Here is a 23,588-nt window from a genome sequence, read left to right on the forward strand (position 1 = left end):
GCTCCTCGGTGAGTGTGACCGGACAGTTGTCTAGCCTACCTAGGCGACGTGGCGGCGGTCACAGCCAGTCGACCCAGATGACCATCGCGACGGTGAGAATGCCGATGACCGTGAGCAGGACGGTGTCGACCACCGTCAGCCTGGCGGTGTCGGTGCCCGCGGTGCGCCACTCACGGGCGATGAGGAACAGCGGAAACGTCACGCTGATGGCGATCAGCGCGCCGCCGGCGAGGTACGCCCACACATAGCGGATCCGGTGGCGTCGCGCCTCGATCACCATCAGGATCGCCGCGGCCAGGAACAGCAACAGCAGATCCACGGTGAACGACCGGGTCGCGGGGTTGGCCTTGAGGTCGGTAGGAAAGCTGCTCAGGGCCGCGCCACCGAGGTAGGCGACGTTCTGACTCCAGGTGGCGATCAGTGCGACACCGGCGATGACCGCGTAGGCGATGCAGCGAAGTTTGGCGGCGAAGGGCATTTCCGCACGTTATGACGTATCGGTAGGCAATCGAGACCATTTTGTGACGGGTGTGGCAGATGTTGAATCTGGGGCTATTGCGACTAGTCTTGAGGCCATGGCCAACAAGACCGCAGCCAGGTCCTCGACCCGTTCCACCAGGTCAAAGGCTGGTTCGGCGAGCACCGCACGCGGGAGCGCCAAACCCGCGCGCCCAGCCGCCCCGCGCAAGAAGCCCGCAAAGCCGAGCCGGCCGGCCCCGCGCCGCAACCCGTCGCCGCTGGCCACCGCGGGCGCGGCGATGGGGCGCGGCACCCGGGCAGGCTGGTTGATGCTGGCCAAGGGCGCCGGTTCCACGGCCCGATCGGTCGGGCGCGCGCGGGAGCTCGAGCCCGGGCACCGTCGGGACGGCATCGCGCTGGCGCTGCTCGGTGTCGCGGTGATCGTCGCCGCGAGTTCCTGGTTCGATGCGGCCAGGCCCGTCGGAGGCTGGGTCGACATCGCAGTGCGCACCGTCATCGGGGGAGCGGTGGTGCTCGTGCCGCTGATCCTCGGGGCGGCAGCGGTGGTCTTGATGCGCACCGAACCCGATCTGGAAGCGCGCCCGCGGCTGATCCTCGGTTCGGTGATGATCGCGCTCCCGGTGCTCGGGCTGTGGCACATCTGGTCGGGCGCGCCCGCGGACCCCGAGGCCCGCCGTCAGGCCGCCGGTTTCATCGGCTTCGCGATCGGCGGACCGCTGTCCGACGGACTCACGGTATGGATCGCCACCCCGCTGCTGGTGATCGGCGTGCTGTTCGGTCTGCTGCTGGTCACCGGGACGACGATCCGGGAACTGCCGGACACCTTGCGGGACATGTTCCGAACCAGAGGTTTTGACGACGACTACGACGACGAGTACGACGACGACGAGGCCGCGCAGGCGCAGGACTTCGCCGAGGAGTTCGACGACGATTTTGCTGACGGCTACTACGACGATCCCGCCGGCTATGGCGAGGGCGACGTGCAGACCTGGCCGACCGCCGAATTGCCCCGCACGGCAGGCACTCCCATGGAGAACTACCCGCTGGCCGAGCCGATCGCCGAGGATGGGGCGAGCGTAGCGACGGGATATGACGACGAGCCGACGCTGCCGGAGCCCCGCGCGATCGAGGCGCCCAAGCCGCCCCGCAAGAAGCTCGAAGCGCCGAAGAAGAAGCCGCAGGACGACACCCTGGTGCTGGACCGCGTCGTCGAAGGTCCTTACGTCCTGCCGCCACTGGACCTGTTGGTCGCGGGCGAGCCGCCCAAGAAGCTCACCGCCGCCAACGAGCACATGAAGGACGCCATCACCTCGGTGCTGGAGCAGTTCAAGATCGATGCCGCGGTCACCGGCTGCACCCGCGGGCCGACCGTCACCCGCTACGAGGTGGAACTGGGCCCCGGCGTGAAGGTCGAGAAGATCACCGCGCTGCACCGCAACATCGCCTACGCGGTGGCTACCGAGAGCGTGCGCATGCTGGCGCCCATCCCCGGCAAGTCCGCCGTCGGCATCGAGGTGCCCAACACCGACCGCGAGATGGTGCGCCTGGCCGATGTGCTCACCGCGCCGAGTACCCGCCGTGATCACCACCCGCTGGTGATCGGGCTGGGCAAGGACATCGAGGGCGACTTCATCTCGTGCAACCTCGCGAAGATGCCGCACCTCCTGGTCGCGGGATCCACCGGCTCGGGTAAGTCCAGCTTTGTCAACTCGATGCTGGTGTCACTGCTGGCTCGCGCCACCCCCGAAGAGGTCAGGATGATCCTGATCGACCCGAAGATGGTGGAGCTCACACCGTATGAGGGCATCCCACACCTGATCACCCCGATCATCACCCAGCCCAAGAAGGCCGCGGCGGCGCTCGCGTGGTTGGTCGAGGAGATGGAACAGCGCTACCAGGACATGCAGGCCTCCCGGGTGCGTCACATCGACGTGTTCAACGAGAAGGTGCGGTCGGGGGAGATCAGCGCGCCGCTGGGCAGTGAGCGCGTCTACAAGCCCTACCCGTACATCCTGGCGATCGTCGACGAGCTCGCCGACCTGATGATGACTGCGCCACGTGACGTCGAGGAAGCGATCGTGCGTATCACCCAGAAGGCACGTGCGGCGGGCATCCACCTTGTGCTGGCCACCCAGCGGCCGTCGGTGGACGTCGTCACCGGTCTGATCAAGACCAACGTGCCGTCGCGGCTGGCGTTCGCCACGTCCTCGCTGACCGACTCTCGCGTCATCCTGGACCAGCCGGGCGCCGAGAAGCTGATCGGTATGGGTGACGGTCTGTTCCTCCCGATGGGCGCCAACAAGCCGACCCGTATGCAGGGCGCGTTCATCACCGACGAAGAGATCCACGCCGTCGTCGAGGCCACCAAGGCGCAGGCCGAACCGGAATTCGTCGACGGTGTCACCAAGGCCAAGCCGGCCGGGGAACGCACCGATGTCGACCCCGATATCGGCGACGACATGGATGTCTTCCTGCAGGCCGTGGAACTCGTCGTCTCCAGCCAGTTCGGCTCGACCTCGATGCTGCAGCGCAAGTTGCGGGTCGGTTTCGCCAAGGCCGGCCGCCTGATGGACCTGATGGAGACCCGCCAGATCGTCGGGCCGTCCGAAGGGTCCAAGGCCCGTGAGGTGCTGGTCAAGCCCGATGAGCTGGCGGGGACGCTGGCGCTGATCCGTGGTGGGGCCGACGCCAACGGTGCCGATGCCGACGACGAGGACGACTTCTAGAGGGCGAGCAGCATCCTGGTGTTGCCGAGGATGTTCGGCTTCACATAGGACAGGTCGAGGAACTCGGCCACACCGGTGTCATACGAGCGGCACATCTCCTCGTACACCTCGGCGGTCACCGGTGTGCCCTCGATCTCGGCGAAGCCGTGGCCGCCGAAGAACTCGGTCTCGAAGGTCAGTACGAAGATGCGTCGCAGGTGCAGTTCGCGTGCCACGTCCAGCAGGGTGGCCACTACCCGGTGCCCGACGCCGTGGCCACGCACCTTCGGGTGCACGGCGACCGTGCGCACCTCACCCAGGTCCGCCCATAGGACGTGCAGGGCGCCGCATCCGACGATCTCGCCACCGAGCTCACCGACCCAGAACTCCTGGACGGCCTCATACAGGTTGACCAGGTTCTTCTCCAGCAGGATCTTGCCTGCGTAGATGTCGACAAGCGCCTTGATGGCCGGCACATCGGACGTGCGGGCCCTGCGCACAATCAGGGGATCGACCAGCTGATCAGGCGCCTCATTCACAGCAGCGAGAGTATCGGCAAGCGCAACCGATATTGTGATGCCCGTGCCGGGCCAACCAGATACTGATCCCACGGTGCCCCGCGCGTCCGTCGCCAACGTCGCGAATCTGCTGACGGGCGTGCGGTTGGTGCTGGTGCCGGTGTTCGTCTACGCCCTGTTCGTCGGTGATGGGCACGAAACGGTCTGGCGGACAATTGCATTCGTCATCTTCGCGGTGGCGGTCATCACCGATCACTTCGACGGGGCGCTGGCCCGCAGCTACGGGATGGTCACCGAGTTCGGAAAGCTGGCCGATCCGATCGCCGACAAGCTGCTGATCGGCGCGGCGCTCATCGGTCTGTCGATGCTCGGCGATCTGCCGTGGTGGATCACGGTGGTCATTCTGGTCCGCGAGGTCGGCGTGACGGTGCTGCGGCTGGCGGTGCTGCGGCACGGCGTCATCCCGGCCAGCCGGGGCGGCAAGCTGAAAACGCTGGTCCAGGCGGTCGCGATCGGCCTGTACATCCTGCCGCTGTCGGGTCTGTGGCTGACCACCGCGATGGTCATCATGTGGGGCGCGGTGGTGCTGACGGTGCTCACGGGCATCGACTACGTGGTGTCCGCCGTCAAGGATTCCCGGACCCGATCCTGAGATCGGGAACCGACGGCGCACAGGTCGCGTTGATCCAGGTATGACGACGACATTGCTGCGCGAAGTGATCGGCGACGTGCTGCGGCATGCGCGGACCACCCAGGGCAGGACCCTGCGTGACGTGTCCGACGCCGCCCGGGTCAGCCTTGGCTATCTCTCCGAGGTCGAACGGGGCCGTAAGGAACCGTCGAGTGAGCTGCTCTCCTCCATCTGCGACGCCCTTCAGGTGCCGCTGTCCCGAGTCCTGTTCGATGCCGGCGAGCAGATGGCACGCCAGGAAGCCGGCTCGGCCACCGGGGTGGCTCGTATCGACGTGACCACGAAGGTCGTCATACCTCAGGTTCCGGCCCAGATTACGTCGATGGCGGTGGCCTGACATGTGCGTGAACCGATAGGTTGGCACCAAGCAAAAGCGCAATCCCGACAGACTCGAAGGCGGAAACGTTCCCATGGCCAATCCGTTCGTCAAGGCTTGGAAGTACATCGCAGCGCTGTTCAACTCGAAGATCGACGAGTACGCGGACCCGAAGGTGCAGATTCAGCAGGCCATCGAGGACGCGCAGCGGCAGCACCAGGCACTGACACAGCAGGCCGCCCAGGTGATCGGCAACCAGCGCCAGCTGGAGATGCGCCTCAACCGCCAGCTCGCCGACATCGAGAAGCTGCAGGCCAACGTGCGCCAGGCCCTGACCCTGGCCGACCAGGCAGCCGCCTCGGGTGATGCCGCCAAGGCCACCGAGTACACCAACGCTGCCGAGGCGTTCGCCGCCCAGCTCGTGACCGGTGAGCAGAGCGTCGAGGACCTCAAGTCCCTGCACGATCAGTCGCTGCAGGCCGCGGGGTCGGCCAAGAAGGCCGTCGAGCAGAACGCGATGGTGCTGCAACAGAAGATCGGCGAGCGCACCAAGCTGCTCTCGCAGCTGGAGCAGGCCAAGATGCAAGAGCAGGTCAGCAAGTCGCTGCAGTCGATGAGCGAGATCGCCGCGCCCGGCACCACCCCGAACCTCGAGGAGGTGCGGGAGAAGATCGAGCGCCGCTACGCGAACGCCATGGGTGCGGCCGAGCTGGCGCAGAACTCGGTGCAGGGCCGCATGATGGAGGTCCAGCAGGCCAGCGTGCAGATGGCCGGTCACTCCCGGCTGGAGCAGATCAGGGCGTCGATGCGTGGTGACCAGTTGCCCGCCGGTGGTAGTGCCGCCGCGCCGGCCACGCCGGCCGTCAACCCGCCGGCCGCCGCGCCCGAAGATCGTCTCTCCCAGTAGGTTTCGATATGGCAGGGAGTGCACAGTCGGGGCGCCGGGAAGCTGTTTCCGGGCTGATTCAACGCGGTGTCGACACCGCGGCGGAGTTCTCCGACGTGCTCGCCCAGAAATTGGCGGCCGCCGCCGACCCGCGGGCGAAGCTGCTGCGTAAACGGCGGTGGGCCCGGCGTCTGGGCTGGTTCTTCGCCGTCACCACCGGGTTCTGGGTGGTGCTGACGGGCGTTCTGGCGTCGTGGAGCACGCCGGTATGGGCACTCATCGTGACCGGGTCCATCGCGGCCGCCGCCGCGTTCCCGACCACCCTGCTGTTCCTGCGCTACCGCTGGCTGCGGCGCGAGCCGCTGCCCGAAACCGGCGGGCCCCGCCGGTTGCCGCCGCGCGGGTCGGCGGCCCGCGCGCCCATGGCGGCGCTGGCGACCTCGGAACGCGGACTGTTGTCACTGCTGGGCGTCTTGGGACGGTCGCGGTTGTTGCCCGCCGAGGAACTGCGGGAGATCTCCCTGGTGGCGGCGCAGACGGCGTCCACCATGGCCGCGACAGCGGTCGAGGTGACGGCCATGGAGCGGGCCGCCGCGTCGTCACCGCAATCGCGGGCGCACCTGGCGCCGACCATCAACGCGTTCTCTGCCCAGTTGCACTCCGGTGCCCGGCAATACGGTGAAATAGTCACCGCGGCAGCGCAATTGGTGTCGTCGGTGAATTCTCCGATGACGGCCCAGCGGCACCGCGACGAGCTCACCGGCGCGACCGATCGACTGCAGGGCTGGGCGCAGGCCTACCACGAGTTGGGCCAGCTGCGCGGCGCCTAGCTCAGATGTCGTGTGTGCCCGTCTCGACGCCATCGGGGCGCGGGCCGAACCGCTCGATGTAGGACTGGTGCTTGTCGGCATCCTTCTCGCGCTGGATCTTGTCGATCAGGTGCGGATCCAGGCCGTGGGCCCGCAGCATGTGCTTGCGCCAGATCTTGTTCAGCGCGTGCGAGAAGTAGATGAACGGGATCAGGATCGGGATCGTCATGCTGGCCCGCGTCACGATGTCGGTGGGGATGAACCAGAACGGGATGAGGATCAGCACCGCGGGGATCAGCACCCGCAGCATCACCCGCCGGGTGGCACCCGGTCCGGTGAGGTCGTTCTTGACCCACTCCAGCATCGAATCCGGCAAGCGCCGGTTCATGCAGTAGCCGATCAGCTGAAACAGATTGGGTGTGGTGCGTTCGCTCATGACAGCTGGGGGCGCAGCGCGGGGATCACCGCGCCGAGCACGCCGCGCACGATGGCCTTGGCGAAATCGAACTGATCGAAGTAGTCGCGCCACAGGGTGATACGGCCGTCGTGCACCTCGAAGACGCCACACACCCAGAACTGCAGCCGCACCGGGCCGAATACCAGGACGTCGGTGCGCTCGTTGAGCACCGACGCGCCGTCGGCTGCCGAACGGTGGATCTTGACGTCGAAGCCGAGGCTGGGCCGCTCCATGGCCCGGAACAGCTTGATCGCCCGCCTACTGCCGTGAATGGTCGGGAAACCGACGTTCTGGTAGACGAGGTTCTCGTCCAGGAGCTCGGCGGCGGCATCCAGGTCGGGTGCGCGCAGTGAGTTCAGGAATGCCTCGACGGTGGCGATGTTGGCGGCGCCCACAGGGGTCACCTGCTGCTCGGTCATGCCCTCAGGGTAGATGGTTCGGCGTATGGCAGGGTGGGCGCGTGCGTGTCGCGGTGGTCGCCGGGCCTGATCCCGGACATGCGTTCCCGGCGATCGCGCTGTGCCTGCGCTTCCTCGCCGCCGGCGACGTCCCGACGCTGCTGACCGGCGCCCAGTGGCTGGCCACCGCCATGGCCGCCGGCGTCGATGCGGTGCTGTTGGCCGGACTGGATCCGCAGGACGGCGACGACGACGGCGACGCCGGTGCGAAGATCCATCACCGGGCGGCTCGGATGGCCCAACTCAACATTCCCGGATTACGTTCCCTGGCACCGGATCTGGTGGTCTCCGATGTCATCACGGTGTGCGGTGGGATGGCCGCCGAACTGCTCGGGTTGCCGTGGGTCGAGCTCAATCCGCATCCGCTGTATCTGCCGTCCAAGGGTCTGCCGCCGCTCGGCAGTGGCCTGGCCCCCGGGGTCGGGTTGCGCGGTCGGGCCCGCGACGGGCTGATGCGGGCGATGACGGCGCGATCGGTCAAAGACGGAGACCGGCAGCGCGAGCAAGCCCGCGCCGGGATCGGGTTGCCGGGCCCGGATCCGGGCCCGCTGCGTCGCCTCATCGCGACCATCCCGGCCCTCGAGCTGCCCAGACCGGACTGGCCGGACGAGGCCGTGGTCGTCGGACCGCTGCATTTCGAGCCGACCGCCGACGTGCTGGCACCTCCGGCGGGGAACGGGCCACTGGTCGTGGTCGCACCGTCCACGGCGACCACCGGCACCACCGGTCTGACCGAACTCGCGCTGTCGGCGCTCCGACCCGGGCGCGGCCTGCCGGACGGGTTGCGGGTGGCGGTGTCCCGGTTGGCCGGTGCCGCCGTGGAGATCCCGCCATGGGCAGTGGTGGGGCTGGGCCGGCAGGACGAACTGCTGGCGCACGCCGATGTCATGGTGTGCGGCGGCGGGCACGGCATCGTGTCCAAGACCATGATGCACGGTGTGCCGCTGGTGACGGTGCCCGGCGGCGGGGATCAGTGGGAGATCGCCAATCGTGTTGTGCGACAGGGCAGTGGCCCGCTCATCAGGCCGTTGACTGCGGAGGCGTTGGTGACGGCGGTGTCCGACGTGCTCGCGGATCCGTCCTATCGCGCCGCCGCGCAGCGGGCTGCGGCGAGTGCCGGAACGGTGGCCGATCCGGTACGGGTGTGCCATGCCGCGCTGTCGGTGGCTGGGTAGGTTGGTGGCGTGCGACTCACCGAATTCAACGATCGCGTCACCGGGCGATTCGGTGCTGCCTATGGTGCCTCGGTGCTCGTCGACCACGCCCTGAACGGTTGGGGTGGGCGTACCGCCGCGCAGGCCATCGAGGCCGGTGTCGACCCGCGGGAAGTGTGGCGTGCGCTCTGCGCGGATTTCGACGTGCCTCGCGACGAGTGGTGATTGGAACTTCCCCCGTCGCTTCGCTCGCCCCGGCACGGCGCGCCTGCTTGCACTCGAACATCTGTTCGTTAATCTGGGTGAAGTTCGACCCCAGCTGACTTGTCGGTGGCTTGTCTTAGTGTCACGCCCAACCGACCGGAACACCGGTCAACCGCACGACTACCGGAGAGGTATCACCATGGCGCCCCAGGCTCCTGATCGCGAAAAGGCACTCGAACTGGCGATGGCCCAGATCGAGAAGAATTACGGCAAAGGCTCGGTGATGCGCCTCGGTGAAGAGGTGCGCCAGCCGATTTCGGTCATTCCGACCGGATCGATCGCCCTGGACGTGGCGCTGGGCATCGGTGGCCTGCCGCGCGGCCGGGTCGTCGAGATCTACGGTCCGGAATCCTCGGGTAAGACCACGGTGGCCTTGCACGCGGTCGCCAACGCCCAGGCCGCCGGTGGTATCGCCGCCTTCATCGACGCCGAGCATGCGCTGGACCCCGAATACGCCCAGAAGCTCGGCGTGGACACCGACGCGCTGCTGGTGTCCCAGCCGGACACCGGTGAGCAGGCCCTGGAGATCGCCGACATGCTGGTGCGCTCCGGCGCGCTGGACATCCTCGTCATCGACTCGGTGGCCGCACTGGTGCCGCGCGCGGAGATCGAGGGCGAGATGGGCGACAGCCACGTCGGCCTGCAGGCTCGTCTGATGAGCCAGGCACTGCGGAAGATGACTGGTGCGCTGAGCAATTCGGGTACCACCGCGATCTTCATCAACCAGCTGCGCGAGAAGATCGGGGTGATGTTCGGTTCGCCGGAGACCACCACCGGCGGTAAGGCGCTGAAGTTCTACGCCTCCGTGCGCCTGGACGTCCGCCGGATCGAGACGCTCAAGGACGGCACCGACGCCGTGGGTAACCGCACCCGCGTGAAGGTCGTCAAGAACAAGGTGTCCCCGCCGTTCAAGCAGGCCGAATTCGACATCCTCTACGGTCACGGCATCAGCCGGGAGGGCTCGCTCATCGACATGGGTGTTGAGCACGGCTTCATCCGTAAGTCCGGCTCGTGGTTCACCTACGAGGGTGAGCAGCTCGGGCAGGGCAAGGAGAACGCCCGGAAATTCCTGCTGGAGAACCCCGATGTCGGCAACGAGGTCGAGAAGAAGATCAAGGAAAAGCTCGGCATCGGTGCCGTGGTGACGGCTGAAGATGACGTTCTCCCCGCCCCGGTCGACTTCTGAGACCGGGCCGGCCGAGGGGCCTAAGCGCGAGGAGCAGGCGCGGGATGTGTGTCTGCGCCTGCTCACCGTGCGAGCCCGCACCCGCGCCGAACTCGAAGGGCAGCTGACCAAACGCGGCTTCCCCGATGACGTCAGCGCGACGGTGCTGGACCGGCTCGCGGAGGTCGGCCTGATCGACGACACCGCGTTCGCGCAGGAGTGGGTCCGCTCCCGGCGGACCAACTCCGGAAAAGGCAAGCGCGCCTTGGCCTCTGAGCTCCGCACCAAAGGTGTGGATGCCGAGGTGATCGCCGAGACGCTCGACAGCGTCGATGCGGGGGAGTGGCGGGTGCAGGCTGAGCAGTTGGTCGCGGCCAAACTACGCCGAGACAAGCTGGAGGATGAGGTCAAGGTGACTCGGCGACTGGTCGGCATGCTCGCGCGGCGCGGCTACAACCAGGGGATGGCCTTCGACGTGGTCAGCACGCAACTCGCTCAGGAGCGCGAGCGTCGCATCGTCTAGGCCATCCCGCTGAGGTCAGATCAGGAAGCCGCCGTCGACGTTCAACGCGGTGCCTGTGATGTAACCGGCCTCGGGTGAGGCCAAATAGGCGACGGCACTGGCGATGTCACGCGTGTGGCCGTAGTGGCCCACCGCGAGGAACGGAGTCATCTGTTCGGCGAGCGGTCCGTCGGCGGGATTCATGTCCGTGGCGATCGGTCCCGGCTGCACGTTGTTCACGGTGATACCGCGCGGGCCCAGTTCCTGGGCCAGGCCGCGGGTGAAGCCGGCCACGGCGGCCTTCGACAAGGCGTACACCGTGAATCCGGGCACCGGAACACGTTCGGCGTTCACGCTGCCGATGTTGATGATGCGCCCGCCCTTGCCGAGGTGTGGCACCGCGGCCTGAGTGGTGGCGAACAGACCACGGACGTTGATGTTCATCAACCGGTCGAACTCGTCGAGCGGGAACTCCTCGATGATCGCGCCGGACGCGACGCCTGCGTTGTTGACCAGAATGTCGAGGCCGCCCAGTTCGGACACCGTCGCCTCGACGGCGGTCACGGTGGCCGCCGCGTCGGCGCTGTCGGCCTGGATGGCCACCACCTTCGCGCCGGCCGCGGTGAGTTCGGCGGCCAGGGCTTCGGCGGGCGCCGGCGAGGAGTTGTACGTGAACGCCACGGCGGCCCCGTCGGTGGCCAGTCGGCGCACGATCTCGGCTCCGATACCGCGCGAGCCGCCCGTGACCAGGGCACGCCGTCCGGCGAGCGGTGCTGTCGAGGTGGCGGTCATGGGTTCTCCAATGCTCGGGATGGTTCTTTCGAACCGGTCGGTTACTAACTACGATCAGTTAAAACCGCCGAAATTCGCGATCATTCCGAACTGTGGCGGGTGTCACAACGGGAGTGAGCATGGCCATCGGACGGCCCCGAGAATACGATCCGCAGACCGTTCTGAACACCGCCATGCGGTTGTTCTGGCAGCACGGCTACGACGGGGTGTCCATCACCGATCTGACCGACGCCACCGGCGTCAACCGCCGCAGCCTCTATGCGCAATTCGGGTCCAAGGAACGGTTGTTCCGCGAGGCGGTGCAGAAGTACGTCGCCGGCCCCGGAAGCTACGCGGCCGCCGCGCTGGCGCAACCGACCGCGCGAGAGGTGGCTGCCGCGATGGTGCACGGTGCCGCGGACGCCACGGCCGCACCCGACCGACCGCATGGCTGCCTGCTGGTCCAGGGTGCGTTGGCGACGGGAACGGACGCCACCTCGTTGCAGGCCGATCTGGCCGAGATGCGCGTGGCCGGAGTCGACGTGCTCGCCGCGCGATTCCGCGAGGCGCAGGCGTCCGGGGAGATCCAGGGTGAAGATCCCGTCGCGCTGGCTCGCTGGGTCGCCTCGGTGTGTCAGGGCATCGCAGTGCAGGCCGCCGGCGGTACCACGTGCGAAGACTTGCACGCCATCGCCGACCGTGCGCTGCGAGCGTGGCCCTAGATGCCCGGACCATCCTGGACGACGGTGCGGGCCGCCACGGGATCGGGGCCCTTCTTGGATCGGCGCAACCGGGCTTCCAGTCGCGTCGCGAAGGACGAGAGCGCGAAGTTCAATCCGATCATCAGCGCAGCGACCACCATGAGCGCGGGGATGTAGTTGCCGTAGGACGATCCGATCGTCTGGCCCTGCCGCACCATTTCGATGAAGGTGATCTGGTAGCCGATGGCGGTGTCCTTGAGCACCACCACCATCTGAGACACCAGCACCGGCAGCATCGACGTGATGGCCTGGGGCAGCAGGATGGACCGCATCGTCTGCAACCAGGTCAGACCGAGCGCCGAGGAGGCTTCGGCCTGACCCCGCGGCAGGGCGTGCACACCGGTGCGCACGATCTCGGCGATGACGGCGCCGTTGTACAGCGTCAGCCCCGTGACCACGCCGGCCAGCGCCAGGTACTCGGAGGGGAAGACGTCGTACATCGCGTACAACGAATACGAGAACAGCATCATGATCAGCACCGGTACCGCGCGGAAGAACTCCACGAACGTCGCGCACAGCCACCGCGCCCACGCTGCCGGGGCCAACCGGCCGATCCCGAGCACACACCCGAGTGCCAGCGCCAGCACGATCGAGATGGCAGCGGCGGTCAAGGTGCCCTGGATACCTTCCACCAGGTAGGTCTTCCAGAGGTTGCCGGTGAAAAACGGCTCCCACTTCGCCGCGGTGAACTGACCCGCCGCGGCGAACTTCCACAGCACCCAGCCGATGATCGCGGCGAACAACAGCACCGCCACGACAGCGGTGATCCGATTGCGGGCCCGCGCGCGCGGCCCCGGTGCGTCGTAGAGAACGGATGCCTGAGTCATCTGTGCACTCTTCTCTTTGCGCAAGCGCTCATCGCAAAACCGCCCAACGCTTGCCAAGCCACCCGAACAACAGCCCCATCGGCAGGGTCAGGATCACGAACCCGGCCGCGAAGATCCCGCCGACCACCAGCAGGGCCGAGGAGTTCTCGATCATCTCCTTCATCAGCAGGGCGGCCTCGGCCACCCCGATCGCCGAGGCGATGGTGGTGTTCTTGGTCAGCGCGATCAGCACCGAGCCCAGCGGGATGATCACCGCACGAAAAGCCTGCGGTAACAAGATGATCCGCAGGTTCTGGCCGAACGTCAGCCCCAACGAGCGGGCCGCCTCGGCCTGCCCGACCGGCACGGTGTTCACCCCGGAGCGGATCGCCTCACACACGAAAGCCGCCGTGTAGACCGTCAGGCCGAGCACCGCCAGCCGGAAGTTGCTGTCGATGATGGACGTCGGTGACGTCGGATCGGTCAGCGTGATGTGCAGGGTGTTCGCCAGGCCCAATGAGCAGAACACCAGGATCAGCGTCAACGGGGTGTTGCGCACCACGTTGACGTACGTGGTGCCCAGCGCCCGCATCACCGGAACCGGCGAGAGCCGCATGGCGGCGAGCACGGTGCCCAGGACCAGGGCGCCGACCGCGGCGTAGACCGTCAGCTCGATGGTGGTCAAGAACGCGCCGAGCAGGTTGTAGTCGCGTCCGCCGAAATGCAGCATCGGCTGCCCGCCTACTTGTCGACGGTCGGCGGTGTCGGCGTGGGGATACCGGCCGGCCCGAGGTTCTTGTCGAACGCAGCCTTCCAGGCGCCGTCGGCTTCCATCTTGGTGATGGCGTCGTTGATCTTGGTGCGCAGTTCGGTGTCGCCCTTCTTCAGGCCGATGCCGTAGCGCTCCTCGGAGAACGGCTTGCCGACGATCTTGAACGCGCCGGGGCTCTGCGCGGCGTAACCGGCCAGGATCACCTCATCGGTGGTCACCGCGTCGATCGCGCCGGTCTTGAGCGCCTCGACACACGCCGAATAGGTGTCGTACTGCTGCAGCTGCACACCCGGGTACTTGTCCTTGATGCGCTGGGCGGGCGTGGAGCCGCTGACCGAGCACAGCTTCTTGTTGTTCTGCAGCGACTCCGGGCCGGTGATGTCGGAGTTGTCGGCCTTGACCAGCAGGCTCTGCCCGGTGATCAGGTACGGCCCGGCGAAGTCGACCTTCTCCTTGCGCGCGTCGGTGATCGAGTAGGTGGCCACGATGTAGTCCACCTGACCGTTCTGGATCAGGTTCTCGCGCTGCCCCGACGGGGACTCCTTGAACTCGATGTCCTCCGGCTTGTACCCGAGCTGACCGGCGACATAGGTGGCGACATCCACGTCGAAACCGCTGAAGGTGCCGTCCGGGTTCTTCACCCCGAGCCCGGGCTGGTCGATCTTGACGCCGACGGTCACCTTCTTGCTGTCGTCGCCACCTCCGCACGCGGCCAGGGACAACGGCAGGGCGGCGGCGACCAGCACAGCGGCGGCCATCCGGAATCGCGACGTCATGAGCGCTCCTTTGTTCATCAGTGGTTCAGGATCTTGCCGAGAAAGTCTTTGGCGCGGTTGGACTGCGGGTTGGTGAAGAACTGCTCGGGTTCGGCGTCTTCGACCACCGCGCCGTCGGCCATGAAGATCACCCGCTGGGACGCCCGCCTGGCGAAGCCCATCTCATGGGTGACCACCAGCATCGTCATACCCTCGGTGGCGAGGTCGCTCATCACCGCCAGCACCTCTTTGATCATCTCCGGATCCAGGGCGCTGGTGGGCTCGTCGAACAGCATCACCTTGGGATGCATCGCCAGCGACCGGGCGATGGCCACCCGCTGCTGCTGCCCGCCCGAGAGCTGGGCCGGGTACTTGTCGGCCTGGTTGGCTATCCCGACCCGCTCCAGCAGCGCCTTCGCCTCGGTGCGGGCCTTCTCCTTGCCTGTCTTGCGCACCTTGATCGGCGCCAGGGCGACGTTCTCCAGAATCGTCTTGTGCGCGAACAGGTTGAACGACTGGAACACCATGCCGACGTCGGAGCGCAGCTGCGCGAGCTTGCGCCCCTCGTCGGGCAGCACCACTCCGTCGATCGAGATGGTGCCCGAATCGACGGGCTCCAGACGGTTGACGGTGCGGCACAGTGTCGACTTGCCAGAACCCGACGGTCCGAGGATCACAACCACCTGGCCACGGGGCACATCGAGGTTGATGTCCTTCAGGACATGCAGGGAGCCGAAATGCTTGTCGACCCCCTGTATCGAGATCATCGGGACCGAGGTCGCGGTGGTCATGAGTTGTGACCCTACCCAGGGAATGCTCAGCTTGGGGCGTATCGACACCCCCGTAACATGATTGTCGTGACTTCCATGGTGGCGCGCGAGGGCAAGGCGCCCGCAGGCGCCGATTCGACCCCACGCACCTACCAGGTGCGCACGTACGGCTGTCAGATGAACGTGCACGACTCCGAGCGGCTGGCCGGCCTGCTCGACGCCGCGGGCTATCAGCGCGCCGCCGAGGGCACCGACGCCGACATCGTCGTGTTCAACACGTGCGCGGTGCGCGAGAACGCCGACAACAAGCTCTACGGCAACCTCAGCCACCTCGCGCCCCGGCGCATCGCCGACCCCGACATGCAGATCGCCGTCGGCGGCTGCCTGGCGCAGAAGGACCGCGACGCGGTGCTCACGAAGGCCCCATGGGTCGACGTCGTGTTCGGCACCCACAACATCGGATCCCTGCCGGTTCTGCTGGAGCGCGCCCGCCACCAGCGTGCGGCGCAGGTCGAGATCGCCGAAACCCTGCAGGAATTCCCGTCCGCGCTGCCGGCTTCTCGTGAGTCGGCTTATGCGGCATGGGTTTCCATTTCGGTGGGCTGCAACAACACCTGCACGTTCTGCATCGTCCCGGCGTTGCGTGGCAAAGAGGTCGACCGCAGGCCCGGCGACATCCTGGCCGAGGTGCAGACATTGGTGGACCAGGGCGTGCTGGAGATCACCCTGCTGGGCCAGAACGTCAATGCCTACGGCGTGTCGTTCGCCGACCCGGATGTCCCGCGCGACCGCGGCTCCTTCGCGGACCTGTTGCGTGCGTGCGGACGTATCGACGGCCTGGAGCGGGTGCGCTTCACCTCGCCGCACCCGGCCGAATTCACCGACGACGTCATCGAGGCCATGGCGGCCACCCCGAACGTCTGCCCGACCCTGCACATGCCGCTGCAGTCAGGCTCCGACCGGGTGCTCAAGGCGATGCGCCGGTCCTACCGGGCCGAGCGCTACCTCGGGATCATCGACCGGGTCCGGGCCGCGATCCCGCACGCCGCCATCACCACCGACATCATCGTCGGATTCCCGGGTGAGACCGAAGAGGACTTTGCGGCCACCCTAGAGGTGGTACGCCAGGCGCGGTTCGCCTCGGCCTACACCTTCCAGTACTCCAAGCGGCCCGGTACCCCGGCCGCCGAGCTGCCCGACCAGTTGCCCAAAGCCGTTGTCACGGAGCGCTATCAGCGTCTGATCGAACTGCAGGAAGAGATCTCCTGGCGGGAGAACACGGCGCAGATCGGTACCACGGTCGAGCTGCTGGTGGCCGCCGGTGAGGGGCGCAAGGACGCCGCCACCGCACGCATGTCAGGCCGCTCCCGCGACGGGCGGCTGGTGCACTTCGCGCCCGGCGCGGCCGAGATCCGGCCGGGTGACGTCGTCACCACCGTGATCACCCGGGCCGCGCCCCATCACCTGGTGGCCGACGGTACCGTCCTGAGTCACCGCCGGACCCGCGCCGGCGACGCGCATGCGGCGGGACAGCGTCCGGTCACCGGCGTCGGCTTGGGCATGCCGAGCATCGGGGTACCGCCGGCGGTCCCTGCGGCGTCTGGCTGCTCGCTATGAGTGACAAGGAATTCGAGGCGTACAAGGACGATATCGAGGCGGCCGAACGCCGTGTCGCCGCCGAGATCGATCCCGGCGTCCGGGCGGTCGTCGTCGCCGTCCTCGTGTTCGTGGTGGCGCTGTCGTTCGTGCTGCCGCACATGGGGGCCACCCGCGGGCTCGATGTGCTGGCCGGCGATCAGACCGCCATCAATGACGGCGTGGCGTTGCCCTCGCGGGTGTTCGTCTGGCTGGCACTCGTGTTCGGCGTCGGATTCTCGATCCTGGCGCTGCTCACCCGGCGCTGGGTGCTGGCGTGGATCGCGCTGGCCGGCACCGCGGTCGCGTGCCCGGCGGGCATGCTGGCCGTGTGGTCACGCCAGACGGCGGCACACGGACATCCCGGGCCCGGCATCGGACTGATCATCGGGTGGATCGCGGTGATCCTGCTGGCGTTCAACTGGGCGCGGGTGGTGTGGTCGCGCACCGCGGTGCAATTGGCCGCCGAGGAACAACGCCGGCGCGCGGTGGCGCAACGTCAAAGTAGGGGTCTGCTCGACGATTTCGGTGGCGATCCGCCGGCCGCCAAGCCCGACTGAGACCGCGCGGCTACCGCTTCTTCTGGACGGCCTCGGCCGCGGTTCCGGCCCACTCGTGCCACTGCGCGGCACTGGCCCGGGCCTTCTCGGCGTCCTTGGTCTTGCCGGCCGCTTCGGCCTTCTCGGCCTGCTTCTCGAACTGCTCGGCGCGCTCGCGGAACTGGTTGGCGCGGGCTTGCGCCTCGGCGTCGACATGATTCACCGCGCTGGCGTCACGGACCTTCTTCTCGACCGCGCGCAACCGGCGTTCCAGGTCGGTGGACCGCTCACGCGGCACCTTGCCGATGGCGTCCCATTTGTCGCCGATCGTGCGGAATGCCGCCCGGGCGGCGTCGGCATCGCTGATGTCGAGGGCTTCGGCCTCGACCAGCAAGGCCTCCTTGGCCGTGGCGTTCGCCCCGAACTCCGCGTCTCGCTCGGCGTTGATGGCGTTGCGTGCGGCGAAGAAGGTGTCCTGGGCGGCCTTGAACCGGGCCCACAGGGCGTCGTCGACATCCTTGGCAGCCCTGCCCGCGGCCTTCCACTGGGCGAGCAGATCGCGGAAGGTCGAGGCGGTGGCGGCCCAATCGGTCGAATCGCTGAGCCCCTCGGCCCGCTCGCACAGGGCTTCCTTGGCCTGACGGACCCCGACGCGTTCGCGGTCGAGTTCGGCGAAGTGCGAACCGCGACGACGGTTGAAGCCTTCCCGCGCGGCCGAGTACCGCTTCCACAGCGCGTCGTCGGTCTTGCGGTCCAGCCCGGTGATGGTGCGCCACTCGTCGAGGATCTCGCGCAGTCGGTCGCCGGCGGCCTTCCACTGGCTGGACGTCGACGCCAGCTCCTCGGCCTCGACGGCCAGGGCTTCCTTGCGGGCCGTCTGCGTGGTGCGGTGCTCGTCGCGGCGCGCGCGCTCGGCGGCCGCGGCGTCGCCGGCGTGCTCGATGATGGCGGTCAGCCGGGCCTGCACGGCGTCCACGTCGCCGAGTACCGCGGCGGTGGGCAGCCCGTCCAACAGGCCTGCCGCGGCGGTCTTGATCTTGCGGGCGTCACCGCTGCCCGACGCGAGTCGCGTCTCGAGCAGCGCGACCTCGGTGTGCAGGTCGTCGTAACGACGCCCGAAGTGGGCGAATGCGGCTTCGGCGTCACCGGCCTGCCAGGAGCCGATCACCCGCTCGCCGCCCGACGTGATCAGCACGACGGTGCCGTCGGCATCGACGCGGCCGAACCGGTGCGGATCGACGGCCGGGGTCGTGGGCGCGGCAGGCGCTGCCGCGGAGGCGGCGTGCGCATGGGGGCCGGGCCGCGGGCCTGGCCGGGGGCCCGGACGTGGCGCCGGCTTGGGGGTATTCGAATCGTTGGTCGTCATCACAGTTCCTCACACCTCCGCGCGGTGTGAACCGCGCACTGCCGCGCGACGCGGCGCCCAATAGCTTCCGCTCGCTATTGAAGCAGGTCACCGACGGACATGCGTACGCCTTCGCGATGCGTGCCCGTGTCGCGGTTGCGGGATCGGTCGATTTGACGGCACGCTCGGCCCGAACGAGAGGTGGGAGTCGACCCGATGGACCGAGCCGATATCGCCGCTGTACTGGCGCTCGGCGCCGCGTTTTTCATCGCCGTGGGCAATGTGATCCATCAGCGGTCCGCGCAGCGGGTGACCGACGAATCGGTCGGTCACCTGCGGCTGTTCGCCCAGCTGCTGCGCGACCGCCGGTGGTGGGTGGGCAGCCTGGTGGCAGGCGTCGGCTTCGGGTTGCAGGCTGCCGCGCTGGGTCTGGGTTCGGTGCTGCTGGTGCAGGCGCTGTTGGTCACCTCGCTGCTGTTCGCGCTTCCGATCAACGCGCGCCTGACCCATCGTCGGGTGACGCGGTTCGAGTGGTGGTGGGCTGCGCTGCTGGCGATCTCGGTGGTGGTGATCGTGACCGTGGGCAATCCGACGGCGGGTCAGTCCCGCGCGTCGGCCGAGACGTGGCTGGCTGTCGGTGCGGTCCTCGGGCCCGCGGTGGTGCTGTGCGTGGTCGGCGCGCGGGTTGCCGGCGGGGCGGCGGGGGCGATCCTGCTGGCCTGCGTGTCCGGGGCGATGTGGGGTTTGTTCGCGGTGCTGACCAAGGGCGTGGTGGGCCGGCTGGAACACGGTCTGTTCGCGGTGCTCAGCGCCCCCGAGCTGTACGCGTGGGCGCTGGTCGGCGTCGCAGGCACGGTGGCGCAGCAGGCCGCCTTCCAGGCCGGGACGCTCACCGCGTCACTGCCCACGATGACGGTCGCCGAACCGATGGTGGCGTCGATTCTCGGTGTCGTCGTGTTGGGGGAGACGCTACGGCCCGGCGCTGCGGGCTGGATCACGTTGTGCGCTGCGCTGCTGGTCATGGTGGTCGCGACCGGGGCGCTGGCCCGTGGCGAGGCGGGTTGGGCGCAGGAGCCCGCGCGCACCTAGGGATAACGTGTCTCTCCGTGTTGGCCGCCATCGCAGTGATCCCGTCGGCTCCTGCGTTGGTGCCCGAACTGGGCGGCGCTGCCGCCGCCGAACTCGCCGTGCCGCGAACCGCCGTCATGACGGCGGCCGCCGGCCTGCCGTCCCGATGGATCGTCGTGGGGACGGGCCCCGCCACCACCGTGATCGGGCCCGGCGCCGTGGGCACCTTCGCCGGGTACGGGGTCGATCTGCGGGTGCGACTGTCGCCCGGGACGGTCGGCCCGGTGGCCGAGCTGCCGCTGTGCGCGCTGATCGCCGGGTGGGTGCGCGCCGAGGTGGCGCCCGACGCGGCCGCCGAGGTGCGGGTCTACGCCGATGACCTGGACGCCGATACCGCGGTGGCCGCCGGGAGGGCGCTGCGCGACACGATCGACGCTGACGACGACGCGATCGGTGTGCTCGTCGTCGCCGACGGTGCACACACCCTGACCCCGTCCGCACCCGGTGGACACGACCCCGACTCGCCCGCGGTCCAGCAGATGCTCGACGACGCGCTGGCCGCCGGGGACACCGCCGCGCTGAGCCTGCTCGGGCCGGGGGCGGTGGGCCGGGTGGCCTACCAGGTGCTGGCCGGACTGGGCCGGCCCGCCCGCGCACACGAGCTGTACCGCGGCGCCCCGTACGGGGTCGGATATTTCGTGGGGGTGTGGGCACCATGAGGCCCGTCGCGGTCATCGGGCCGACCGGCACCGGGAAGTCCGCCCTGGCACTGGACCTGGCCGAACGCCTCGGCGGCGAGATCGTCAACGCCGACGCGATGCAGCTGTACCGGGGCATGGACATCGGGACGGCCAAGCTGCCCGTCGACCAGCGCCGCGGCATCCCGCATCACCAGCTCGACGTCATCGACGTCACCGTGAACGCGTCCGTCGCGCGCTACCAGGAACGTGCCGCCGCCGACATCGAGGCGATCATGGCCCGCGACGCCGTACCGCTGATCGTCGGTGGGTCGATGCTCTACATCCAGTCGTTGCTGGATCAATGGTCGTTCCCGGCCACCGATCCGGCGGTGCGGGCCCGTTGGGAGGCTCGACTGGCCGAGGTGGGGGTCGCTGCGCTGCACGCCGAACTCACCCGCGTGGATCCGCAGGCCGGCGCGTCGATCCTGGACAGCGACGGCAGGCGCATCGTCCGTGCCCTGGAGGTCGTGGAACTCACCGGCCAGCCGTTCGCCGCGTCGGCGCCCCGGATCGGCACCCCGCGCTGGGACACCACGATCATCGGATTGGATTGGGACACCGGCATTCTGGATGAGCGGCTGCAGCAGCGCACCGATGCGATGTTCGACGAGGGACTGGTCGCGGAGGTCACCACGCTGGCAGCAGCGGGGCTGCGCACCGGAGTGACGGCGTCGCGGGCCCTGGGCTATGCGCAGGTGCTGGCCGACCTGGATGCCGGTGGCGACGGATCGGCCGCGCGGGAACCCACCTTCATCGGCACCCGTCGTTACGTGCGCAGGCAACGGTCCTGGTTCCGCCGCGATCACCGGGTGAACTGGCTCGACGGTTCGGCGACGGATCTGGCGGCCGCTGCGCTGCGTATCCTGGACAAGTGAAGTTCTCGAAGGGTCACGGCACGCAGAACGATTTCGTGCTGCTGCCCGACCTCGACGCCGCCCTGGATCTGACGCCCGGCGCGGTGGCCGCGCTGTGCGACCGCCGCCGCGGGCTCGGGGCCGACGGGATCCTGCGGGTCACCACCGCCGGGGCCGCACTGGCCGCCGGCGTCTTCCCCGCGCTGCCCGAAGGGGTGGACGCACGCGACTGGTTCATGGACTACCGCAACGCCGACGGTTCGATCGCCCAGATGTGCGGCAACGGGGTGCGGGTGTTCACCCACTACCTGCGCGCCTCCGGGCTCGAACAGCGCGATGAGTTCGTGGTGGGTTCGCTGGCCGGGCCGCGCCCGGTCGTGGTGCATCACAGCGACGGCGTCGACGCCGAGGTCACCGTCGACATGGGCAAGGCGAACGTGCTCGGTACCGGATCCGCGGTGGTGGCCGGGCGCAGTTTCGACGGGCTGGCCGTCGATGTCGGCAATCCGCATCTGGCCTGCGTCACCGAACTGAGTGCCGCGGCGCTGGCCGTGCTCGACGTCGCCGAACCGGTGTCGTTCGACGCCGCGCAGTTCCCCGACGGCGTCAACGTCGAGGTGCTGACGTCCCCGGTCGACGGCGCCATCTCGATGCGTGTACACGAACGCGGAGTCGGCGAAACCCGTTCCTGCGGAACGGGAACCGTGGCGGCGGTGGTTGCCGCCCTACAGCATGCGGGGGAGAGCACCGGCTCCTTGCTGGTCCGTATCCCGGGCGGCGAGGTCACCGTCACCGTCACCGAGGCCACCAGCTATCTGCGCGGGCCGTCCGTGCTCGTCGCGAACGGCGAACTCGCCGACACGTGGTGGGGCGCGCAGGTTTGACCCCCGCCACACCGTCGGCCCCGCCGAAATACATTCGCCAACCGGTAGCCGGGCGTGTCACCATCGATACAGCTCATGACTGAATCTCCCTATCGCGATCCCACCGTCGGCGAACTCGCCCTGGAAGACCGCGCCGCGCTGCGCCGGGTGGCCGGCCTCTCGACCGAACTCGCCGACGTCACCGAGGTCGAATACCGCCAGCTGCGCCTGGAACGGGTGGTGCTGGTCGGGGTGTGGACCGACGGCAGCGCCGCGGATGCCGATGCGAGCCTGGCCGAACTGGCCGCCCTCGCCGAGACCGCGGGCTCCGAGGTACTCGAAGGTCTGATCCAGCGCCGCGACAAGCCGGATCCCTCGACGTATATCGGCTCCGGCAAGGCGCAGGAACTGCGCGAGCTGGTGTTGGCCAGTGGCGCCGACACCGTCATCTGCGACGGTGAATTGTCGCCCGCGCAGCTGAACTCGCTGGAAAAGGTCGTCAAGGTCAAGGTCATCGACCGCACGGCGCTGATCCTCGACATCTTCGCCCAGCACGCGACATCAGCGGAGGGCAAGGCTCAGGTCGCTTTCGCGCAGATGGAATACATGCTGCCGCGGCTGCGTGGCTGGGGTGAATCGATGTCGCGCCAGGGCGGCGGTGCCGGCGGTAGTAGCGGCGGCGTGGGCACGCGCGGTCCCGGTGAGACCAAGATCGAGACCGACCGTCGCCGCATCCGCGAACGAATGTCCAAGCTGCGCCGCGAGATTCGCGACATGAAGAAGATCCGCGATACCCAGCGCGGTAAGCGGCGCTCGGCCGACATGCCTGCGGTGGCGATCGTCGGTTACACGAATGCGGGCAAATCCAGCCTGCTCAACGCGCTGACCGGGGCCGGGGTGCTGGTCGAGAACGCGCTGTTCGCCACGCTGGAACCCACCACGCGGCGCGGTCAGCTTCAGGACGGGCGCGGGTTCGTGCTCACCGACACCGTCGGATTCGTCCGGCACCTGCCCACCCAGTTGGTCGAGGCGTTCCGCTCCACGCTGGAGGAGGTCGTCGACGCCGACCTGTTGGTGCATGTGGTCGACGGGTCCGATGTGAATCCGATGGCCCAGATCAGCGCGGTGCGTCAGGTCGTGCGCGACGTGTACGCCGACCATGAGCGGGCCGCGGTGCCGGAACTCCTGGTGGTCAACAAGATCGACGCCGCGGGCGACCTGGCCATGGCGCAACTGCGCCGCGCGCTGCCTGACGCCGTGTTCGTCTCCGCCCACACCGGCGAGGGACTCGAACTGCTGCAGCAGCGGATCACCGCCCTGGTTCCGCCGACCGACGCCTTCGTCGACGTGACCATCCCGTATGACCGCGGCGACCTGGTGGCCCGGGTGCACTCCGAGGGGCGCATCGACACGACCGAGCACACCGCCGACGGCACCAGGATCACCGCCCGGGTGCCGATTCCGCTCGCCGCCAACCTGCGCGACTACGGCAGCGCATAGCGGC

General features: G+C 68.3%; 27 protein-coding genes. 17 read left to right on the forward strand and 10 right to left on the reverse strand.

The window, feature by feature from the left end:
- Positions 1 to 58 precede the first annotated feature (58 nt).
- Positions 59 to 478, reverse strand: a complete 420-nt coding sequence (locus AC1DY7_RS10150) for a DUF2834 domain-containing protein (RefSeq protein WP_477493553.1) — start codon at positions 476 to 478, stop codon at positions 59 to 61.
- A gap of 97 nt (positions 479 to 575) precedes the next feature.
- On the opposite strand from AC1DY7_RS10150, the gene AC1DY7_RS10155 reads away from it, so the two are divergent.
- Entirely contained in the window at positions 576 to 3,206 is a 2,631-nt protein-coding gene (locus tag AC1DY7_RS10155) for an FtsK/SpoIIIE family DNA translocase (RefSeq protein WP_477493554.1), read from the forward strand.
- On the opposite strand, the gene AC1DY7_RS10160 is transcribed toward AC1DY7_RS10155, so the two are convergent.
- Positions 3,203 to 3,703 (reverse strand): amino-acid N-acetyltransferase, encoded by a 501-nt coding sequence (locus AC1DY7_RS10160; RefSeq protein ID WP_477493802.1) that lies wholly within the window; start codon positions 3,701 to 3,703, stop codon positions 3,203 to 3,205. The genes AC1DY7_RS10155 and AC1DY7_RS10160 overlap by 4 nt on opposite strands.
- A gap of 58 nt (positions 3,704 to 3,761) precedes the next feature.
- Between AC1DY7_RS10160 and pgsA the strand changes: the two genes are divergently transcribed.
- The 4 genes from pgsA to pspM all read left to right on the forward strand — a co-directional run bounded on the left by pgsA (position 3,762) and on the right by pspM (position 6,426).
- Positions 3,762 to 4,355, forward strand: a complete 594-nt coding sequence (gene pgsA, locus AC1DY7_RS10165; protein WP_477493555.1) for a CDP-diacylglycerol--glycerol-3-phosphate 3-phosphatidyltransferase — start codon at positions 3,762 to 3,764, stop codon at positions 4,353 to 4,355.
- Positions 4,356 to 4,395: 40 nt separating this feature from the next.
- A complete protein-coding gene (gene clgR, locus AC1DY7_RS10170; protein ID WP_477493556.1) occupies positions 4,396 to 4,731 on the forward strand; it encodes a transcriptional regulator ClgR in 336 nt (111 codons plus the stop codon).
- Between the two features lie 73 nt (positions 4,732 to 4,804).
- Positions 4,805 to 5,617: a phage shock protein PspA gene (gene pspA / locus AC1DY7_RS10175; protein ID WP_477493557.1), complete on the forward strand. Its 813-nt coding sequence runs from the start codon at positions 4,805 to 4,807 to the stop codon at positions 5,615 to 5,617.
- A gap of 8 nt (positions 5,618 to 5,625) precedes the next feature.
- A complete protein-coding gene (pspM, locus tag AC1DY7_RS10180; RefSeq protein WP_477493558.1) occupies positions 5,626 to 6,426 on the forward strand; it encodes a phage shock envelope stress response protein PspM in 801 nt (266 codons plus the stop codon).
- A gap of 1 nt (position 6,427) precedes the next feature.
- Here the strand turns inward: pspM and AC1DY7_RS10185 are convergent, their stop codons facing one another.
- Positions 6,428 to 6,841, reverse strand: coding sequence for a DUF5313 domain-containing protein (locus AC1DY7_RS10185; RefSeq protein ID WP_477493559.1), 414 nt, complete (start codon positions 6,839 to 6,841; stop codon positions 6,428 to 6,430).
- Entirely contained in the window at positions 6,838 to 7,281 is a 444-nt protein-coding gene (locus AC1DY7_RS10190; protein ID WP_477493560.1) for a limonene-1,2-epoxide hydrolase family protein, read from the reverse strand. Before AC1DY7_RS10190 ends, AC1DY7_RS10185 begins: the two co-directional genes overlap by 4 nt.
- A gap of 41 nt (positions 7,282 to 7,322) precedes the next feature.
- Between AC1DY7_RS10190 and AC1DY7_RS10195 the strand changes: the two genes are divergently transcribed.
- From AC1DY7_RS10195 to recX, 4 genes are all read left to right on the forward strand, one after another.
- Positions 7,323 to 8,495 (forward strand): glycosyltransferase, encoded by a 1,173-nt coding sequence (locus AC1DY7_RS10195; RefSeq protein ID WP_477493561.1) that lies wholly within the window; start codon positions 7,323 to 7,325, stop codon positions 8,493 to 8,495.
- Between the two features lie 9 nt (positions 8,496 to 8,504).
- Positions 8,505 to 8,699 (forward strand): DUF3046 domain-containing protein, encoded by a 195-nt coding sequence (locus AC1DY7_RS10200; RefSeq protein ID WP_477493562.1) that lies wholly within the window; start codon positions 8,505 to 8,507, stop codon positions 8,697 to 8,699.
- A 178-nt stretch (positions 8,700 to 8,877) separates the two neighbouring features.
- Positions 8,878 to 9,924, forward strand: coding sequence for a recombinase RecA (gene recA / locus AC1DY7_RS10205; RefSeq protein ID WP_477493563.1), 1,047 nt, complete (start codon positions 8,878 to 8,880; stop codon positions 9,922 to 9,924).
- Positions 9,893 to 10,426 carry a recombination regulator RecX gene (recX, locus tag AC1DY7_RS10210; protein ID WP_477493564.1) on the forward strand — a complete coding sequence of 178 codons (534 nt, stop codon included), beginning with the start codon at positions 9,893 to 9,895 and terminating at the stop codon, positions 10,424 to 10,426. Before recA ends, recX begins: the two co-directional genes overlap by 32 nt.
- Before the next feature lie 15 nt (positions 10,427 to 10,441).
- On the opposite strand, the gene AC1DY7_RS10215 is transcribed toward recX, so the two are convergent.
- Positions 10,442 to 11,197, reverse strand: a complete 756-nt coding sequence (locus AC1DY7_RS10215) for a 3-oxoacyl-ACP reductase family protein (RefSeq protein WP_477493565.1) — start codon at positions 11,195 to 11,197, stop codon at positions 10,442 to 10,444.
- A gap of 119 nt (positions 11,198 to 11,316) precedes the next feature.
- Between AC1DY7_RS10215 and AC1DY7_RS10220 the strand changes: the two genes are divergently transcribed.
- Positions 11,317 to 11,898 (forward strand): TetR/AcrR family transcriptional regulator, encoded by a 582-nt coding sequence (locus tag AC1DY7_RS10220; protein WP_477493566.1) that lies wholly within the window; start codon positions 11,317 to 11,319, stop codon positions 11,896 to 11,898.
- Here AC1DY7_RS10220 and AC1DY7_RS10225 read toward each other — a convergent pair.
- From AC1DY7_RS10225 to AC1DY7_RS10240, 4 genes are read right to left on the reverse strand one after another with little or no spacing between them, the layout of a single operon-like run.
- Positions 11,895 to 12,764, reverse strand: coding sequence for an amino acid ABC transporter permease (locus AC1DY7_RS10225; RefSeq protein ID WP_477493567.1), 870 nt, complete (start codon positions 12,762 to 12,764; stop codon positions 11,895 to 11,897). The genes AC1DY7_RS10220 and AC1DY7_RS10225 overlap by 4 nt on opposite strands.
- Positions 12,765 to 12,792: 28 nt before the next feature.
- A complete protein-coding gene (locus tag AC1DY7_RS10230; protein WP_477493568.1) occupies positions 12,793 to 13,473 on the reverse strand; it encodes an amino acid ABC transporter permease in 681 nt (226 codons plus the stop codon).
- 11 nt (positions 13,474 to 13,484) lie between these two features.
- A complete protein-coding gene (locus AC1DY7_RS10235; protein WP_477493569.1) occupies positions 13,485 to 14,291 on the reverse strand; it encodes a glutamate ABC transporter substrate-binding protein in 807 nt (268 codons plus the stop codon).
- Positions 14,292 to 14,308: 17 nt separating this feature from the next.
- Positions 14,309 to 15,037 (reverse strand): amino acid ABC transporter ATP-binding protein, encoded by a 729-nt coding sequence (locus AC1DY7_RS10240; RefSeq protein ID WP_477493803.1) that lies wholly within the window; start codon positions 15,035 to 15,037, stop codon positions 14,309 to 14,311.
- Positions 15,038 to 15,118: 81 nt separating this feature from the next.
- Between AC1DY7_RS10240 and miaB the strand changes: the two genes are divergently transcribed.
- On the forward strand, positions 15,119 to 16,657 hold the full coding sequence (gene miaB / locus AC1DY7_RS10245) for a tRNA (N6-isopentenyl adenosine(37)-C2)-methylthiotransferase MiaB (RefSeq protein WP_477493570.1): 1,539 nt from the start codon (positions 15,119 to 15,121) through the stop codon (positions 16,655 to 16,657).
- On the forward strand, positions 16,654 to 17,235 hold the full coding sequence (locus AC1DY7_RS10250) for an Rv2732c family membrane protein (RefSeq protein WP_477493571.1): 582 nt from the start codon (positions 16,654 to 16,656) through the stop codon (positions 17,233 to 17,235). Before miaB ends, AC1DY7_RS10250 begins: the two co-directional genes overlap by 4 nt.
- Positions 17,236 to 17,245: 10 nt before the next feature.
- On the opposite strand, the gene AC1DY7_RS10255 is transcribed toward AC1DY7_RS10250, so the two are convergent.
- Positions 17,246 to 18,580 (reverse strand): DUF349 domain-containing protein, encoded by a 1,335-nt coding sequence (locus AC1DY7_RS10255; protein ID WP_477493572.1) that lies wholly within the window; start codon positions 18,578 to 18,580, stop codon positions 17,246 to 17,248.
- A gap of 195 nt (positions 18,581 to 18,775) precedes the next feature.
- Between AC1DY7_RS10255 and AC1DY7_RS10260 the strand changes: the two genes are divergently transcribed.
- The 5 genes from AC1DY7_RS10260 to hflX all read left to right on the forward strand — a co-directional run bounded on the left by AC1DY7_RS10260 (position 18,776) and on the right by hflX (position 23,584).
- Positions 18,776 to 19,648, forward strand: coding sequence for a DMT family transporter (locus AC1DY7_RS10260; RefSeq protein WP_477493573.1), 873 nt, complete (start codon positions 18,776 to 18,778; stop codon positions 19,646 to 19,648).
- A 17-nt stretch (positions 19,649 to 19,665) separates the two neighbouring features.
- A complete protein-coding gene (locus AC1DY7_RS10265) occupies positions 19,666 to 20,346 on the forward strand; it encodes a class III extradiol ring-cleavage dioxygenase family protein (protein WP_477493574.1) in 681 nt (226 codons plus the stop codon).
- Entirely contained in the window at positions 20,343 to 21,242 is a 900-nt protein-coding gene (gene miaA, locus AC1DY7_RS10270) for a tRNA (adenosine(37)-N6)-dimethylallyltransferase MiaA (protein WP_477493575.1), read from the forward strand. The genes AC1DY7_RS10265 and miaA overlap by 4 nt, the downstream gene beginning before the upstream one ends.
- Positions 21,239 to 22,105, forward strand: a complete 867-nt coding sequence (gene dapF / locus AC1DY7_RS10275) for a diaminopimelate epimerase (protein WP_477493576.1) — start codon at positions 21,239 to 21,241, stop codon at positions 22,103 to 22,105. The genes miaA and dapF overlap by 4 nt, the downstream gene beginning before the upstream one ends.
- A gap of 75 nt (positions 22,106 to 22,180) precedes the next feature.
- A complete protein-coding gene (hflX, locus tag AC1DY7_RS10280; protein WP_477493577.1) occupies positions 22,181 to 23,584 on the forward strand; it encodes a GTPase HflX in 1,404 nt (467 codons plus the stop codon).
- Positions 23,585 to 23,588: the final 4 nt, after the last annotated feature.

It is taken from the genome of Mycobacterium sp. P2_H7 (genome assembly GCF_056403275.1).

Excerpts from the sequence above, each read along its gene's own strand:
- AC1DY7_RS10225 (WP_477493567.1), bottom strand. The coding sequence starts at position 12,764 with ATGACTCAGGCATCCGTTCTCTACGACGCACCGGGGCCGCGCGCGCGG.
- recX (WP_477493564.1), top strand. The coding sequence starts at position 9,893 with ATGACGTTCTCCCCGCCCCGGTCGACTTCTGAGACCGGGCCGGCCGAG.
- pgsA (WP_477493555.1), top strand. The coding sequence starts at position 3,762 with ATGCCCGTGCCGGGCCAACCAGATACTGATCCCACGGTGCCCCGCGCG.
- AC1DY7_RS10230 (WP_477493568.1), bottom strand. The coding sequence starts at position 13,473 with ATGCTGCATTTCGGCGGACGCGACTACAACCTGCTCGGCGCGTTCTTG.
- AC1DY7_RS10255 (WP_477493572.1), bottom strand. The coding sequence starts at position 18,580 with ATGACGACCAACGATTCGAATACCCCCAAGCCGGCGCCACGTCCGGGC.
- AC1DY7_RS10185 (WP_477493559.1), bottom strand. The coding sequence starts at position 6,841 with ATGAGCGAACGCACCACACCCAATCTGTTTCAGCTGATCGGCTACTGC.
- pspM (WP_477493558.1), top strand. The coding sequence starts at position 5,626 with ATGGCAGGGAGTGCACAGTCGGGGCGCCGGGAAGCTGTTTCCGGGCTG.
- recA (WP_477493563.1), top strand. The coding sequence starts at position 8,878 with ATGGCGCCCCAGGCTCCTGATCGCGAAAAGGCACTCGAACTGGCGATG.
- clgR (WP_477493556.1), top strand. The coding sequence starts at position 4,396 with ATGACGACGACATTGCTGCGCGAAGTGATCGGCGACGTGCTGCGGCAT.
- AC1DY7_RS10240 (WP_477493803.1), bottom strand. The coding sequence starts at position 15,037 with ATGATCTCGATACAGGGGGTCGACAAGCATTTCGGCTCCCTGCATGTC.
- AC1DY7_RS10235 (WP_477493569.1), bottom strand. The coding sequence starts at position 14,291 with ATGACGTCGCGATTCCGGATGGCCGCCGCTGTGCTGGTCGCCGCCGCC.
- miaA (WP_477493575.1), top strand. The coding sequence starts at position 20,343 with ATGAGGCCCGTCGCGGTCATCGGGCCGACCGGCACCGGGAAGTCCGCC.
- hflX (WP_477493577.1), top strand. The coding sequence starts at position 22,181 with ATGACTGAATCTCCCTATCGCGATCCCACCGTCGGCGAACTCGCCCTG.
- AC1DY7_RS10150 (WP_477493553.1), bottom strand. The coding sequence starts at position 478 with ATGCCCTTCGCCGCCAAACTTCGCTGCATCGCCTACGCGGTCATCGCC.
- AC1DY7_RS10155 (WP_477493554.1), top strand. The coding sequence starts at position 576 with ATGGCCAACAAGACCGCAGCCAGGTCCTCGACCCGTTCCACCAGGTCA.
- miaB (WP_477493570.1), top strand. The coding sequence starts at position 15,119 with ATGATTGTCGTGACTTCCATGGTGGCGCGCGAGGGCAAGGCGCCCGCA.
- AC1DY7_RS10220 (WP_477493566.1), top strand. The coding sequence starts at position 11,317 with ATGGCCATCGGACGGCCCCGAGAATACGATCCGCAGACCGTTCTGAAC.
- AC1DY7_RS10250 (WP_477493571.1), top strand. The coding sequence starts at position 16,654 with ATGAGTGACAAGGAATTCGAGGCGTACAAGGACGATATCGAGGCGGCC.
- AC1DY7_RS10260 (WP_477493573.1), top strand. The coding sequence starts at position 18,776 with ATGGACCGAGCCGATATCGCCGCTGTACTGGCGCTCGGCGCCGCGTTT.
- pspA (WP_477493557.1), top strand. The coding sequence starts at position 4,805 with ATGGCCAATCCGTTCGTCAAGGCTTGGAAGTACATCGCAGCGCTGTTC.
- AC1DY7_RS10190 (WP_477493560.1), bottom strand. The coding sequence starts at position 7,281 with ATGACCGAGCAGCAGGTGACCCCTGTGGGCGCCGCCAACATCGCCACC.
- AC1DY7_RS10215 (WP_477493565.1), bottom strand. The coding sequence starts at position 11,197 with ATGACCGCCACCTCGACAGCACCGCTCGCCGGACGGCGTGCCCTGGTC.